This is a genomic window from uncultured Pluralibacter sp. (assembly GCF_913775985.1).
Classification (GTDB): domain Bacteria; phylum Pseudomonadota; class Gammaproteobacteria; order Enterobacterales; family Enterobacteriaceae; genus Pluralibacter.
In genome coordinates, this window is record NZ_CAJYMB010000147.1 from 192,610 (window position 1) to 207,321 (window position 14,712).

Genomic DNA, 14,712 nt, shown 5'->3' on the forward strand with positions numbered 1-14,712 from the left:
TAACATGCTCAGACCTTGCGAGTTTTTATAGTACTTGAACCAAATCCTTTAAACTCCGATAATTCCTCAACGCAGCAATCCCATCCTCAACATGCGCAGCCCATGCCTTAATCATCGCCTTCTGCTCCAATTGTGGATAAAGCATCTTTAACACCAGTTCTGTAGCTTGCAGTGTTTCCCCAAGCCACGTAATTTTATCCAGTACTAGCGAGCCATCCAGCTTCTTACTATCCCGCTCAGGCGAATAGCGAAACTCACTCTCCACCGAGCGGAAAAATGCCAGCCGAGCCGCGACATTTGGCGTAATCCCAGTATATCCTTTTAACTTCTTGAGCTGGTCTTCAGTCAGACGACTAAGCACCATTCGATTCGGGAGCATCAGACAGCCTCCTTAGTTAGTTCCCAGAAATAACCGGGTTTCAGCGCAGATGATTTGGTATGCGCGTTAAACACAATCTCATAAGCATGAGAAATATCATCACGCAGTCGATCGACAAAATAACGCTCGTCCACTTCAGTATCGGTGGATAGCAGCACAACCTGATGGCTGGCCTCCGGGAAATAATGATTAATCAACTTATCCCGGTGCTGAGAGTCCAGACGCCCTAACGGTGTATCAATAATCACCGGGAAATCACGCCCAGAGGTTTTTGCCAGCGCCTCAAGAATGGCAATCGCATAAATCTGCTTTTCACCCGCAGAAAGCAGCTTACGATTAATCACCGACCCCTTTTCATCCACCAGTTCAACATCAAATGTCTGTGGATTTATGTGCGCATTAAGCTGTAAATCTTCTTTACGGGCCAGCTTGTGGTAGGCAATTTCAAAGTTAGCAGATAACTTTTTCACTCGCGCCTGCGTTAGTACATTGCTGTAGTAATCGAGCAGGTTAATGGTCTCTTGTGCATTTTTAAATGCGCTGCTCAAACCATGCTGGCTACGGGTGATGTCATGTGCTTTCTGTACCTGACGAACACAGTCCAGTTGCTGCTGTTTCGTCCGTTTAGCCTCTTCCAGCAGTGAGCGGTATTTTTGCCGCTGTTTTTCACGATTATGATCGAGATCGCGTAATGCTGCAAAGAGATCCATTAACTGCTCGTCTTCCGGGGCGCGAGCAATATTGGCAGCGGCCTGCTCCAGTTGTTGTTCAATATCCGCTAATTGATGGCGGTACATATCAAAACGCTGCCATGCTTTTTTGCTGTCCTGCTCAATGGATTGCTGGAGCATACCGGCTTCACGTTCAGAAATATCAAACAGCAAATCACCTTTTGGTTTGGCTGCCATATATGCGTCCAAATTATTGGTAATCGCTTCGGTAGCAATGGCTCTGGTACTACTCTCACTGCTGGAACGGAACGCGATATCATTTTTGAGTTGAGTTAAAAATTGATTTAACTCTGTCTCAAAAATTTTCGCCTGCTTGATCTGCGCTTCATTGGCAATTTTTTCCAGCAACCGCGACAACGTATTAGGCGCTAATGCATAGGGCAACGATCCATCGCATTCCTGTCGTAACGCTTTTTCCAGACGCTCTTTTTCTTTTAACAGCGTTTCAACTTTCTGTTTTTCCTGTGCCTTGGTCTGGGCAAATGCTCCGCCCTGCGCATTTAACAATCCCTCATGGCGAATAATGTCCTGGGATAAAAATTCAATCCGCGAATTGACGAAATCGGCCTCTTCCAGCAATTTCTCTGCCTGACCGGCAAGCGTTTTAATCTTTGCCTCAAGCGCTTCAACCTGCTGTTGTTGGGAGCCACCCAACTGGGTGGTTTGCTGGCGTTTGACAAAAATCATCAGGTCATTTTGTAGTCTGGCGATCAGATCCAGTCCCAACAAGCGACGCACCGCTGTACGCAGAATATTGCCAGATTCATCTTCCGCTAACTCTGCAATCTTCTCTCCATCAAAAAAGAAAAGATCGGCGACACCGTGAGGAATTAGTTCATTCAAAAACCCCTGGCACTGGTCATAACTGAGTTCACTACGCGGTTGTCCATCCTGCTGCAAAGAGAGACGATCTTTCTTTCCTTTCTTCCAGCTTCGGGTGACGGTGAATTCAGTCTCATGGCCGTTTTGGTTGTAGGTAAAGGTCAGTTCTACTGCGGCCTCATCCGGACGCTCTGCTGTATACGTCCCGTTGTGCACCAGTGCACCGAGTTGTTCAACATACTCTTGCTGCTGCATTGCCGAGCCAAACGCTAAACGCCCATAGAGTGCCAGCCGAATTGCCGACAAAATAGATGTTTTACCTGCACCATTTAAACCACCAAATAGCACAATCGGGCGAGGGTTTACATCATGCGTACGCTTTCTGGGAGCCAGATCGATGGTGTGTGTGCCGCAAAATACGCGAAAATTATGTAAGACTAGTTGCTTAATGAGCACGTTCATTTTCCTCATCGATAAGCACAGATGATTCGCCCGCATTGATAATTCTGCGCTGTAAAGTCTGGAGTTCAGCTTCTAGATTATCCACCTCATCCTGATGAATATCCCGATCGTTGCGTTTTTGCAGCGTTGCCTGTTGCTGCTGGATCTCTTCCAGGCTGCCCCAGTCCTGCTTCAAAATTGTGCCGAGCTTGTCAAAAATCCCCTGACGACGACTTAACCCTTCCATCGCGGTTTCGAGCTCAATCAGTTTCATTACCATTTCAGGTACTACGTCAAACCCTTGCGTTATCTGCGCCAGCAAATCAGCATCGCTGGCATCAAAGCGCGACTGATCGTCAACCACCCAATTCAAATCCTGCTGATATACCTCGCGGTAAATCCCCGGCAATGTGTCGTGCCAGTCTGGCTCGTTAGGATCTTTCAACCACTCCTGACGGATAGCGTGCAGCTCCGGTTGGGTAATTAACGTAATCGTGTGGCCCTGGGCGTTTAAATCACGCTCAATTTCCAGTAAGTCTTTTAACCACTGCTGGCGGTATTTGAGCCAGTAGGGGCCAGGAACATGCTTACGCTCTGCACTGCGATCTTCGCCATCTTTGGCGTACTGATAGCTCACCTTACCAGTGCGACGTTTATAGTTGCGATAGGTATCTTTATTCGCGGGATCGGTGGTAAAAGCCAGCAGATCACGATATTTCAGCAATGGCGACATCCACTCTTCGCCATTTTTGATCAGACTTTCCATCGCTTTATCTTTGGTGACTACGGTACAGGTCCAGCAGCCAAAACGAGAATTCCCGCAAGAGGGGGTACTTTCGTCGATCACCAGTGGACACTCACCCTGTGCGGACGAGTCCATATACAGCGTCCACAGAGGACGGTTGTTTCCACCCCACGGGCTTTCCCATTCGTCGATATCTTCAGGAGCATAGCGGAACGCGCCGCGCAACAGCTTCCAGACGTCTTCTACATCCCAGGTATCAATAGGGGTATAGATAAACGCATTTGCCAGCGTGGTATGTCGGGCCAGGCGTGAGCCATCAATTTTGTGCTTTGCGATAACCTGCGCACGGGAGGCGCTCTCGCTACTACGTGAGCCGAGGACAACAATCACTTCATCAAACTGGCTGACCTTATCTTTAATAAAGTCGCTCACCGGATTGATTTTCATGCGCTCGGTACACCAGCGGAAACTGCGGGTGGGAGCCGGATAGCCTTTCCCAAGCAAGTTAACCCAGAAGGTTTCATTGGTTTTTGGCATCACGGCATGTTGAGTGATCGGCAGGCCATTGCGCTTTGCGCCTGCCTCAATCTGCAACATTGTTTTCTTAATTAGATCCACAACTACGGGCGTTTCGACCAGCGTATCGGATGACACCAAAAAAACGTCTTTGCTACGCATTTCTGGGGGCAGGCCGAGCAAGGCCAGATATACCAGCGTAATCACGGCGGAAGAATCTTTTCCGCCGCTGTAGCCAATTACCCACGGACGTTTATCCGCACAATAAATTCTTTGAACCTCAGCAACATATTCGGCTAGAGGGCGTCCAGCGAACTGCTCCTGATTAATAAAATCTTCGTATTCGGCCAAATCGTAGGCCTGAACTAATTTACTCATGAGACAACCATTTGAGCTTCAAGCTCCTGTTCTTCAGGAGTGAGGGGGATTGAGAGCGCAGTTTTTAACGCATTACAGGTGAGTTGAATCGCCGTACTGGTTTTACTCAGCTTGCCGTGTTGCATCGCTCGTTTGATAAGATCTGGGTTGTTTCTGCGCCAGTTAAAGGCTTTGAGTGCAGCAATTTTATCTGGCCATTGCTCTGGGTATTCTGTCAGCAATGTGTATCCCAGTTGTCCAAGTGCCTGCAAACCAATGCCGTGGGCGTGAACGTAGTCCTGTCGTAGCTGAACGGGAGAAACTTCTTTTTTCGTTGCTAACTGCCAGTCCGGCATCACCTCAAAAATAGCCTGCCAGTAGCGGGTTGCTATCTGCGTGCATTGTTCAAAATTGCTTTCTTTAGGATCTTTGCCTAACAACGCACGGGTGGCCTGTTTGATGCTACTTAACGTAAATAATTTATTTGACCGCTGACTGATGCCTGATTTTTCCAGCTCGGTCATCCCGACGAAGGGTTCTACGGACATTGCCAGGTAACGTGCCAGATTTGAATTGGCATCACGATGATCGTATAGCGATGCCAAAGACGGGCTGGGACGGATGGCATATTTGTTTAAGTCAGCAAACATCTGCTGACTACGTTTTAACCCTTCATCAACAAAAAACAGTACTGGAATATTGTCCTGGCCTAGCTCCGGGCGTGCGTCTAAGGCATCCTCAATCGCTTTACGGCGATGCTGACCATCATTGATTAGAATTTGTGCATCCATAGGGACGCACAGTGTTCCCAGGTTGTTAGTGCCAGGAAACTCATCAAACTGAACATCAACGGCGATTGATGCTGTGAGCGCAGAGAATACGTAATCCTTTGGATTTTCAAGAAGGTATCGAACCATTTCGGGTATGCGCGATTTATTCAATGTACGCTGTGCACGTAATTCAGGCGGGACATCATTTTCATCGAAGCTGAAAATTTTGGGTATGATACGCATAGGGCAAGTGGCTATGTAGAAGGGGCGACCGGCCTGGATGCCGCGTATAGCCGGGAATGAGTAGCAATAGTCTGCATCAACATTAGCCATTTTTAAATCCACACAAAATTAGGGTTAATTCTTGTTACGTGATATTTTACGTAAGAGCTGGGGAAATTCACAGTCTTTTTACGCGATTTTTTCCGTACCAGTAATCAACTTAGATCTTATTGTAAAACCATATATCCGTAATACTCCAGGCTGCTTGTGTGTTGGCTGCTCTGGATCGTCCAAGTGAATCACTTCAAGTAAGCCCCTGACAATTCATTTACTTACCGCCTTCAGGTCACTCGTAATTTGAGGGAAAATATACCTTTTTAATACCACTTTTTTATATATTAGGAATTGTCATAATATTAATTACATTGTTAATGTAAGTAGTTTTTAATAAAGTATCAGCTAAATATGATATTTTAATAAGCTCTCTAATATGTTGTCATAAGTTATTAATTTAAAGTTGTATGTATTGCTTTTACCACAACCCAATACCCCACCACCGTCACTAAACCACAAATAACCAACACCGAAATCCCAATAAATCCTTCAACATCCTGCTCGCCAAAAAGATGCGAGGCCCATGTCCAGAATGAAACCTGTGCCTTACTTGCAGGGGCGGATGGTACAATTAACAAATAAGTAGCGGCAAATAATAGTATGCCAATAAGGATCCTGAACCCCGCTGGAATCTTTTGTTTAGCCACCTAATATTACCTCTATCGTTCCGTAGCACATTAGCCCATTTGTGAGTTTAGTTTATGGTGTTGGCGTTACCGCGTGTCGTATTGCGGCAAAATCACTTTGGTGCTGCAATGTTATATGGCTCACTCGTATTACAGGTTTCTTAGCCAATCTCGGCAATCATACAACGCTATTCACATTAACCTGTAGGTAAAATTATTTTTAAAAGGTCGATATTTAATATGTGTCACATTTTCACTCCGTTATTAAATGAATAAATAAAAGGATGAAGTAACCACAATGCCTAATTAACGATACATTAGATGTTCAAAATATCATCTATGCACAGCACTAATTAAATCCATTTAACAGCATGCTGTAAGATCTAAACGTTAGCCCATAAGTTAATTAAATATATGTCTCCTCCGTATAAAGCCCCCTCATAAATACAACAACCAAATCCTTAAAACAAACAAACCTCCGTTTCCCCCACCCATATCAATGACCCCACATCTCTATACCGCCCCACAAGCACCCAGCCATACAGCCATCCGGGCGTGTAAGCGTTTAAAATAAAAATAAAACTCATTGCTAAACGCATCTTGCTGTGTCTTAATAGCGTCATCGGTTTGGAACACAGACCTTATGAAAGCAGTTTTAGTAAAGCAGTCCTCAGTTCAGGTGTTATCACTAGATACCCTCCTTCATGAGCCTCTTCCTAAGTGCCCAATAAGTAAATCTCTAATTACAGGCCATAATCGCCGCGCTAAGTGGCTCATAAATCAAAGGAAATATCTATGTCTGACAAAATGACTGGTTTAGTAAAATGGTTCAACTCTGATAAAGGTTTTGGCTTTATCACTCCTAACGACGGCGGTAAAGATGTATTCGTACACTTCTCTGCTATCCAGAGCGACAACTACAAAACGCTTGATGAAGGCCAGCAGGTTTCCTTCACCATCGAAAATGGCGCTAAAGGCCCGGCAGCTGGTAACGTTACCCCGCTGTAAGCCGCGCTCATTATCAGCGCTCTTGCAACAGCGATGAAAACGCAAGTTTGAGCAGTTAAGCGCTGCTGATAATCTAAGAAACCCGCCGAGTGCGGGTTTTTTAATGGCTTTTTTTCAACGATTAAACGGAATCATTCAGCTTTAATACATGAAAGCGCGATTTTCACAAAATCATGCCGCGTGGCGACTCTCATCCCGATATAACGCTCACGGGAAGAGCCCGGCCGTTACCTGCAGGCCGAACGCACAAACAGCTCCGCTCCCTCGAACTTCTCTTCTGCCGTCCAGCCTGTTATTCCGCTAAAAGCCACCTAACTCCCAATCACCCCACCATCCCTCTTCGTAATCACCACCGTCGACGAACGCGGGCGTCCGTCCGGGCGGGCATCTGGCCAGTTGGAGACCGCGCGCGGGTTGGCCGGATCGGTAATGTCGTCTCCGCCTTCCCCCGGATGCTGGATGTTGATGAACAGCGTGCGGTTGTCCGGCGTAAAGGCGATGCCGGTTATCTCGCAGCCGCGTGGCCCGGTGAGAAAGCGGCGGTAGACGTTGCTGCCGGGGATGGTCGCTACCATCTGGTTATTGCCCATCCCCGCGTAGGCTTTCTGGTTGATGGTGCTGGAGGAGACGTCGGTCTGGATCCACAGTACCCCGCGATGATCGAATGACAGACCGTCCGGGCTGCCGAACGCCGCGCCCTGCATGCTGCCTTTGTCTTTCGGATCGTCACCGTCGGTGCGTCCGGCGAGTACCAGAATATCCCAGCGAAACTGCGCGGCGGCAGGATCCGATCCCGCTTCCAGCCAGTGCATAATGTGCCCAAACAGGTTATTGGCGCGCGGATTGGCGGCGTCGACGGGCGCCTTACCCTCTTTGCCGCGATCGCTGTTGTTGGTGAGCGTGCAGTAGACGCTGCCGCCGGCGTGGGGATCGACGGCGATCCACTCCGGGCGATCCATTTTGGTGGCGCCCACCGCGTCGGCAGCGAGGCGGGTTTTAATCAGCAGATCGCCCTGGCTGTCGAAGCCGTGCGCTTTATCCAGGCCGTTTTCGCCGTACACCAGCGGCAGCCAGTCGCCGGAGCCGTCCTGGTTGAAGCGGGCGACGTACAGCGTCCCGGACGCCAGCAGATCCATGCTGGCCCGGTGGCTGTCCGGATCGTACTTTTCAGTGGAGACAAATTTGTAGATGTACTCGAACTTCTGGTCATCGCCCATGTACACCACCACCCGGTTGTCTGCCGCCAGTGTGACGGCAGCGCCTTCGTGCTTGAAGCGGCCGAGCGCGGTGTGCTTGCGCGGAGTGGAGGAGGGATCGTAAGGGTCAATCTCCACCACCCAGCCGAAGCGGTTAGGCTCGTTGGGGGTTTTATCGACGTCAAAGCGCGGGTCCACTTCGCTCCAGCGGTAGGACGCATCGCGGGTGCTGATGCCGTAGCGCGTTTCCAGCGGCGTCAGGGCGGTCTTTTTCACGAAAATATCTGACCAGTTCTCTTCGCAGGTGAGGTAGGTGCCCCACGGCGTGCGCCCGTTGGCGCAGTTCTGCATGGTGCCCAGCACCCGCTCGCCCAGCGGATCGGCGGCGGTTTTGAGCAGATCCTGATGGCGGGCGGGGCCGGTGAACAGTATCGGCGTATTGACGGTGATGCGGCGGGCGAAGGCGGAGGGGCGTACCACCTGCCACTCGCCGGCCGCTTTTTTCACTTCAATCACCGACACGCCCATCGCGTTCTGGCCTTTTCGGGCTTTATCGAGGTTCCAGCCGGCGGTGCCGTCCTTGAACAGCATGCCGTTATCAATGTATTCGTGATTGAGCGCCAGCAGGCCGTGCGCGGGGTTGTCCTGCCCCTGGGGCAGGCTGAACCACGCCATGCCGTCGTGGTGCATCCCCGCCTGCGCCGCCTGTTCATCGGTGGTGTTGCTTGCGTCAAATTTGAAGATCGGCATATTGCCTTTCAGGCCGACCGGATCGCCCCAGCGGTAAAACGGCCGCGCGACGTAGCCCTCCGGCACGATAACCGCGTCCGCGGATGAGACGGGAATGCTGCTGAAGCCCAGCGAGACGGCCTTCGTCAGCGGGGAGGGCCGCGGCGCGCCTGCCGCAAGTGCCTCACCGCTACCGGCTAAAAACGGAAAGGCGGCGCCCGCGCCCGCCGCCGCGCCGAGCTGCAGCAGGCGGCGTCGGGAGAGATACACATCCGCCACCTCTGAAAAAGCCGGATTGGCGCTGCGGTTGCTGATATCGTCGCGGTGTTCGCTTTTAAACAGCGCCTTAAGTGGTTTGCCCATGTCTGCTTCCTTTTTTATTGTTACCCGGAGGATTGAGGTTTAAAGCCAGCATAAGAACAATTTGTTACATTTTGATAACGGTGCGGACAGCGGTGAAAATGCCTTAAAGAAATAAAAAGCAAGAACCCGGACGTTTTTGCCGCTAAAACGCGCCACACTGAACGTCACTTTATTGATGCAGCAGCCATAGACAGGAGGCGCCCATGAGCAGCCACCCACTCTGGAGTACCGACGACGCCCGCTGGCAGGCGGTGACAGAGCGCAACCGCGCCGCTGACGGCCATTTCGTCTATGCCGTGCGTACCACCGGGCTCTACTGCCTGCCTTCCAGCCCGGCGCGGCTACCCCGGCGCGAGAACGTCGAGTTTTTTGCCACGCCAGAAGAGGCGGAGCGACGGGGATATCGCCCGAGCAAGCGCTTCCTGCGCCAGCAGGCGCAGCACGGCCCGGCGGCCCGCATCGCCCGCGCCTGCCGGTTTATTGAAAGCCGCGACGCGCTGCCGTCTCTGGCAGAGATTGCCGCCGAGGCGGGCATGAGCCCCTCCCATTTTCACCGCAGCTTCAAGGCCGCCACCGGCCTGACGCCGAAAGCCTATGCCGACGCCCGCCGCCAGCAGCGGCTGCGCGGTGCACTCGGCGAGGCCGACAGCGTGACCGGCGCGCTTTATGACGCCGGGTTCACCTCCAGCGGCGGATTTTACGAGGCTTCCCCGGCGATGCTGGGCATGTCGCCGAAGGCCTGGCGCGCGGGCGGGCAGGGGGCGCGGATCTGGTTTGCGCTCGGCGCTTGCTCGCTGGGGGATATTCTGGTGGCGCAAAGCGGCGTCGGCATCTGCGCTATCCTGCTGGGAGACGACGCGAACGCGCTGCTGCGCGAGCTGCAGGATACTTTTCCCCGGGCGGAGCTGGTGGGCGGCGACGCCGACTTTGAGGCGCGGGTGGCGCAGGTTGTCGGCTTTATTGAAGCCCCGGAAACCGGGCTGGATTTGCCCCTCGACATCCGCGGTACGGCTTTTCAGCAGCGCGTCTGGCAGGCCCTGCGCAACGTGCCGCCCGGCGCAACAGTGAGCTACGCGGAGATTGCCCGCCGCATCGGCTCTCCGACTGCCGCCCGCGCCGTTGCCGGCGCCTGCGCCGCCAACCTCCTGGCGGTGGCGATCCCGTGCCATCGGGTCGTGCGCAACGACGGCGCGCTGTCGGGCTACCGCTGGGGCGTGGAGCGCAAGCGGGTGCTTCTGGAGAGGGAGGCTAAAGAAAAGCCGTGAGCGTGTGGAAAGGATATGGGTGATAAACGTCCAGAGCATTAACCGATAAGAGTAAGTATTTGACTGGTAATGACGGACTTGAGCAACTGGCCCGTATAGCACTGCCAGTGCGCCTGACAGGCGGGCACGATCGGTCTTTATTATTTATTTTGAGCGGCTGCGTGGAAACGCCGCTCCGTTGAAATATTTTATTTCAGGGGATGGAGTTAATTTTGGCGGAATTAGAAAAAAACATGCTTCACTTATTCAGTCTCAAAGGGGAAAGAAATTTCACATTTAAAATATATAATATATTCAATGGCTTGCTTTATCACTTCTTTAAATGATTTTCATCTCAACGGTTAACCATAAGCTTCGTTCTTAAGGGGCACCGTCCGTCGATCCTCTGGTTACACCAGAACAGATGTGCCATTCTCCCGGCAACTAACTCCGGCATGTCACCCGAGTTTCTTAAGGTATATATTCAGGGTGGTCAACTTATTCATTCCAATTCTGCGATACATTGAGCTGATTTTTATCCTGTTTCCATGCGCCGCCAATAATGTTCAGGTTACAGACTTCTTTCCAGTTAATTTCTTCACCACATGTGCCATTCTTTATTTATCTTTTTATGAAAATACACGGTATTATTCGGATGTTATTATTATTTCGTATGAAATTTTTCTATTCTGAATGTTATGGAAGTGTCATTAAAAATTATACCAAAAGTATATTTAAACTAATTAGAGACACTCTGCTTTAAGCTATCAGTGCTGAGGGTTCATTAGCTGCTTGAATTATTATTTGGCGAGGATTAATAATTTACTCAGCGATTAATCGCGTTCCAACAATTATAAATCTAAACAGGAGAAGTAATATGAAAGCTAAAATCGCACTGGAAGAGCATTATCAATCACCTGACTTTAATGCTGCCGGCTCCCACGACTTCACCAAAAAAGAGTATTTTGGAAATGTGAAGGAAAGGCTTCTGAATATCGATCTGCGTATTCAGGACATGGATAAGAATGGCATTGAAACTTATATTATGTCATTAACCCAGCCCGGTATTGAAGGTATTCCCGATCCGGCAGCCGCGCAGAAAATGGCGGTAAAAATGAATGATTACTGCGCTTCTCAGTTAATTTCAAAACATCCCGATCGCCTGCGCGCCTTTGCCTGCGTACCCATGCAGAATCCGCAGGCTGCGGCGAAAGAGCTGGAGCGCGCGGTGAAACAACACGGTTTCGTCGGGGCGTTAATTAACGGTTTTTCCTGTGTAGGCAATGAAGAAACGGCGCAGTATCTGGATGAACCGCAGGTGGAGCCGTTCTGGGAGAAAGTGGAAGAGCTTGGCGTGCCGGTATACCTGCACCCGCGCATCCCGCTCGTGACCCAGCGCCGTATCTATGAGGGTTATGACGGGCTGCTGGGCTCTGCCTGGGGCTTTGGCGTTGAGACGTCCACCCACGCGGTGCGTATGATCCTGAGCGGCTTATTTGACCGCCATCCGAATCTGCAGATTATCCTCGGTCACCTCGGTGAGGCGCTGCCGTTCACCCTGCCGCGCCTTGAGCATCGCCTGCGCCACCAGCGCCCGGAAACGCAGGGTAGCCATAAACTTCCTGTTACCGAGTATCTGCGTAAAAACTTCTACCTGACCACCAGCGGTACTTTCCGTTCCCAGGCGCTGCTCGATACGATGCTGGAAGTGGGTTCCGATCGCATTCTGTTCTCCGTGGATTCGCCTTATGAAGATGCCAGCGAGATCAGTCCGTGGTTTGATGCGGCACCTATCAGCGATAATGACCGTATTAAAATTGGCCGTGAAAACTCCCGTAAGCTATTTAATCTTTAACAAAATAGAGGTTATAGCGTTTTAATACAAAGCTGACTTTTGAGTAGATATAAAGCTAACCGCTGATAAACTCTCGTGAGCAGAGCCCTGTTATAAACACTACGTTAATACAAAGATGATGAACCTTTTAAGTCACCCCGTGTATTAAAATGTATCTGCTGTAGTGGAATAGATTTATATTATTTAATTGTCGCTTATGTCAACTTCGAACATGGTCATCTGAATAATATTTTTATTCAGATGACCATGTTCGAAGTTTTTTTAATTCATTCATTTGTTATTTTTTGAACGACAACTTCACATTGTTAATTTATCAAGAGCATAAATTTTTGAGGTTTAGAAATGGCTGACGTTAACGTTCATTGCCCGCAGTGTCATTCCGCCCACGTTTATCGCCACGGCCATAATCCAAACAACCGGGACAGATTTCGCTGCTGCGACTGTTTACGCGTATTTCAACTCACCTATGTCTATGAAGCCCGCAAGCCGGGTGTAAAAGAAAAGATTATGGAGATGTATCTCAGCGGCGCAGGGATCAGGAAAACCGCGCGCGTGTTGAATGTGAGTACTAATACGGTCATTCGAACGTTGAAGAAAGAGAATGCGCTCGCGTAAAGCAGGTGCAGTTTTGAAGAAGACCATAATACGATATGACTGAATTCTGCCGCCGTTGCTGGTACATGCGCCGCCAACATCCTGGCGGTGGCGATCCCGTGCCATCGGGTAGTGCGCAACGACGGCGCGCTGCCGGGCTACCGCTGGGGCGTGGAGCGCAAGCGGGTGCTTCTGGAGAGGGAGGCCGGGGAGAAGGGATAAGGTTTAATTAAAAGTGGCCAGTTGCCCGGATATTTGGGTATTTTATTGTCAGAGTCGTGGTTCTTATTTTTGGCGGAAGTGATATTTTATTGTGCAACATCTCCACATTTACAATGAATTGGGCGTTTTACCGAAATATTAATTAGACTTGTTACTTATTCGTGTAATTATATCTACTATTAAAATGGACACTATGTCGTGAAGATTATGATGTAAGGATGGTAATGATTAATGATAATGTGATTTAAAAACTATGGATATTCTGAATTAGAACAGTCGCAGCTAGTGTCCATACTCTCTTTGGCTTACGATTCGGTCTTTACGAATTTCATGAGAGGGATTTTATGAATGCAGAGCAGATAGCCAGAGGCATTATTGATGGCCTGAGTTCAATTCCGGAGGGGCTTTATCTCTCAATAATGAGAACGTGGGATGGGTCAGGTGTTATCGATCGTCGTAATAAAATACGAAATGAGATGGAGAACGAACGTTTTTTTCATGTATTAAAAAGTATGACCCGAAGTGAGTCTCCTCTCAGACAGCTGGTTACTATTGTTATCACAGATTTTTATGCAAGGCTGGATCAGCAAGGCAAGCAGGCTATCGCAGGCAAGCAGGACTATGCTAATGCAAAGCTGGGAAGCCGTTTAGGCGCTCAGACCTTTATAGTTCAGCGTATTACAGAGATTATCGTTCAGCGTGTACGTATGAAAAGGAGAGTGCAACAATTGGTACGGTTAGGCACTGCTTTTACTCTCAACATTTTAATGATACAAGGACTGATTGAAGAATCGGCAAGGGCATCACGGCGAATGAGGTTACAGTATCCGCAAACCTACTATAAGGTATCCACTATGAATTTAGATATGATCTATTTTCTTGCAGAGGATGAACTAGAGCCATATTTAATATACTTCAATAGCCACCCGATGCAGTGCAAAGGAATTGAGAATGAAATTTGCAACCATCTCTCTGGCTAAGTTTTTTAAAATCATCAGGGTTCTATTTGCTGATATAATGCAGGGGTTATCAACTTGTATGTGCGCTTTTGCATCTTTTGGTAGTTTGTATATTCTTGATGGCTGGATGAAGCTAGCTGGATTTGTTGGTTTTATTATTCTTGCCTATTTTATTTCGTTGTTAATGGATGTGCTGAAAAATTAAGCCCAGGGAATCTGTAAACCGGGCATGAAAGGAGTCTTTATAAAGGTGGCACAGGGTACATAACGGCTGCTAAGAGGATTGCTTTAATACCAGCGATTATATTTTACATAGCAAAAGACGACGATGACGATCCAGATAATACTCAGCGCACCAAAATAATCGGGTGTGAAGCGGGCGAAAATGTACACACCTGCCAGGATAAGCACCAGAGGTAGCAGGTATATGTAGGATTGCAGTAACCAGGATAACGGACGCTTCATTGAGATACCCCATCTTTGCACTCAGACGTTATTCTGAGCCTGCCTGGAGCATTATGCCGCCATCCTCCGGCTATTCCCATCCTGCCAGTAACGGAAAATGCATTAATTGCAGCATGACTAACGAACCTACTAATACTGCCACTTTACTGCCCACACCCGACCCCAAAAAGAAAAAGCCACTTCATTGAAGTGGCTTAACCTTTTGATATTGAATAAAATTTGGTGGCCCCTGTTGGGTTTGAACCAACGACCAAGCGATTATGAGTCGCCTGCTCTAACCACTGAGCTAAGGGGCCTGAGGTGGGGGATTATAAAGTAACTCTGCGCCTCAATCCAGCCCGCCGCGCATAGTTG

11 protein-coding genes, 1 tRNA gene and 2 pseudogenes are annotated in these 14,712 nt (G+C 49.3%); 7 read left to right on the forward strand and 7 right to left on the reverse strand.

Translation table 11 applies throughout. From position 1 onward, the window contains the following. Positions 1-25: 25 nt before the first annotated feature. The 5 genes from dndE to QZ766_RS18390 form a co-directional block, all read right to left on the reverse strand. A complete protein-coding gene (gene dndE, locus QZ766_RS18370; RefSeq protein WP_297205640.1) occupies positions 26-379 on the reverse strand; it encodes a DNA sulfur modification protein DndE in 354 nt (117 codons plus the stop codon). Beyond that, positions 379-2,388 (reverse strand): DNA sulfur modification protein DndD, encoded by a 2,010-nt coding sequence (dndD, locus tag QZ766_RS18375; protein ID WP_297206472.1) that lies wholly within the window; start codon positions 2,386-2,388, stop codon positions 379-381. The genes dndE and dndD overlap by 1 nt, the downstream gene beginning before the upstream one ends. Next, the gene (gene dndC / locus QZ766_RS18380; protein ID WP_297205642.1) at positions 2,378-4,012 is read right to left on the reverse strand and encodes a DNA phosphorothioation system sulfurtransferase DndC; all 1,635 of its coding nucleotides are present in this window, start codon (positions 4,010-4,012) and stop codon (positions 2,378-2,380) included. Before dndC ends, dndD begins: the two co-directional genes overlap by 11 nt. Then, entirely contained in the window at positions 4,009-5,094 is a 1,086-nt protein-coding gene (gene dndB / locus QZ766_RS18385) for a DNA sulfur modification protein DndB (RefSeq protein ID WP_297205645.1), read from the reverse strand. The genes dndC and dndB overlap by 4 nt, the downstream gene beginning before the upstream one ends. 395 nt (positions 5,095-5,489) lie before the next feature. Further along, entirely contained in the window at positions 5,490-5,744 is a 255-nt protein-coding gene (locus tag QZ766_RS18390) for a hypothetical protein (protein WP_297205648.1), read from the reverse strand. Positions 5,745-6,518: 774 nt separating this feature from the next. On the opposite strand from QZ766_RS18390, the gene cspA reads away from it, so the two are divergent. After that, on the forward strand, positions 6,519-6,731 hold the full coding sequence (gene cspA / locus QZ766_RS18395) for an RNA chaperone/antiterminator CspA (RefSeq protein ID WP_297205650.1): 213 nt from the start codon (positions 6,519-6,521) through the stop codon (positions 6,729-6,731). Between the two features lie 311 nt (positions 6,732-7,042). On the opposite strand, the gene QZ766_RS18400 is transcribed toward cspA, so the two are convergent. After that, on the reverse strand, positions 7,043-9,019 hold the full coding sequence (locus QZ766_RS18400) for a PhoX family phosphatase (RefSeq protein ID WP_297205652.1): 1,977 nt from the start codon (positions 9,017-9,019) through the stop codon (positions 7,043-7,045). A 203-nt stretch (positions 9,020-9,222) separates the two neighbouring features. Here QZ766_RS18400 and ada point away from each other — a divergent pair, with 203 nt between their 5' ends. The 6 genes and pseudogenes from ada to QZ766_RS18430 all read left to right on the forward strand — a co-directional run bounded on the left by ada (position 9,223) and on the right by QZ766_RS18430 (position 14,098). After that, positions 9,223-10,284, forward strand: a complete 1,062-nt coding sequence (gene ada, locus QZ766_RS18405; RefSeq protein WP_297205653.1) for a bifunctional DNA-binding transcriptional regulator/O6-methylguanine-DNA methyltransferase Ada — start codon at positions 9,223-9,225, stop codon at positions 10,282-10,284. A gap of 856 nt (positions 10,285-11,140) precedes the next feature. Beyond that, positions 11,141-12,118 carry an amidohydrolase family protein gene (locus QZ766_RS18410; RefSeq protein WP_297205656.1) on the forward strand — a complete coding sequence of 326 codons (978 nt, stop codon included), beginning with the start codon at positions 11,141-11,143 and terminating at the stop codon, positions 12,116-12,118. Positions 12,119-12,460: 342 nt separating this feature from the next. Continuing rightward, positions 12,461-12,715, forward strand: a pseudogene (locus tag QZ766_RS18415) (IS1-like element transposase); the annotation flags it as partial. Positions 12,716-12,778: 63 nt separating this feature from the next. Further along, positions 12,779-12,934 (forward strand): annotated as a pseudogene (locus QZ766_RS18420) (methylated-DNA--[protein]-cysteine S-methyltransferase); the annotation flags it as partial. A 344-nt stretch (positions 12,935-13,278) separates the two neighbouring features. Next, on the forward strand, positions 13,279-13,914 hold the full coding sequence (locus QZ766_RS18425) for a hypothetical protein (RefSeq protein WP_297205659.1): 636 nt from the start codon (positions 13,279-13,281) through the stop codon (positions 13,912-13,914). Beyond that, a complete protein-coding gene (locus tag QZ766_RS18430) occupies positions 13,886-14,098 on the forward strand; it encodes a hypothetical protein (protein WP_297205661.1) in 213 nt (70 codons plus the stop codon). Before QZ766_RS18425 ends, QZ766_RS18430 begins: the two co-directional genes overlap by 29 nt. 480 nt (positions 14,099-14,578) lie before the next feature. Here the strand turns inward: QZ766_RS18430 and QZ766_RS18435 are convergent. Continuing rightward, positions 14,579-14,654 (reverse strand) — tRNA-Ile (locus QZ766_RS18435). Positions 14,655-14,712 lie beyond the last annotated feature (58 nt).

Excerpts from the sequence above, each read along its gene's own strand:
- dndE (WP_297205640.1), bottom strand. The coding sequence starts at position 379 with ATGCTCCCGAATCGAATGGTGCTTAGTCGTCTGACTGAAGACCAGCTC.
- dndC (WP_297205642.1), bottom strand. The coding sequence starts at position 4,012 with ATGAGTAAATTAGTTCAGGCCTACGATTTGGCCGAATACGAAGATTTT.
- dndB (WP_297205645.1), bottom strand. The coding sequence starts at position 5,094 with ATGGCTAATGTTGATGCAGACTATTGCTACTCATTCCCGGCTATACGC.
- cspA (WP_297205650.1), top strand. The coding sequence starts at position 6,519 with ATGTCTGACAAAATGACTGGTTTAGTAAAATGGTTCAACTCTGATAAA.
- QZ766_RS18400 (WP_297205652.1), bottom strand. The coding sequence starts at position 9,019 with ATGGGCAAACCACTTAAGGCGCTGTTTAAAAGCGAACACCGCGACGAT.
- ada (WP_297205653.1), top strand. The coding sequence starts at position 9,223 with ATGAGCAGCCACCCACTCTGGAGTACCGACGACGCCCGCTGGCAGGCG.
- QZ766_RS18410 (WP_297205656.1), top strand. The coding sequence starts at position 11,141 with ATGAAAGCTAAAATCGCACTGGAAGAGCATTATCAATCACCTGACTTT.
- QZ766_RS18425 (WP_297205659.1), top strand. The coding sequence starts at position 13,279 with ATGAATGCAGAGCAGATAGCCAGAGGCATTATTGATGGCCTGAGTTCA.
- QZ766_RS18430 (WP_297205661.1), top strand. The coding sequence starts at position 13,886 with ATGAAATTTGCAACCATCTCTCTGGCTAAGTTTTTTAAAATCATCAGG.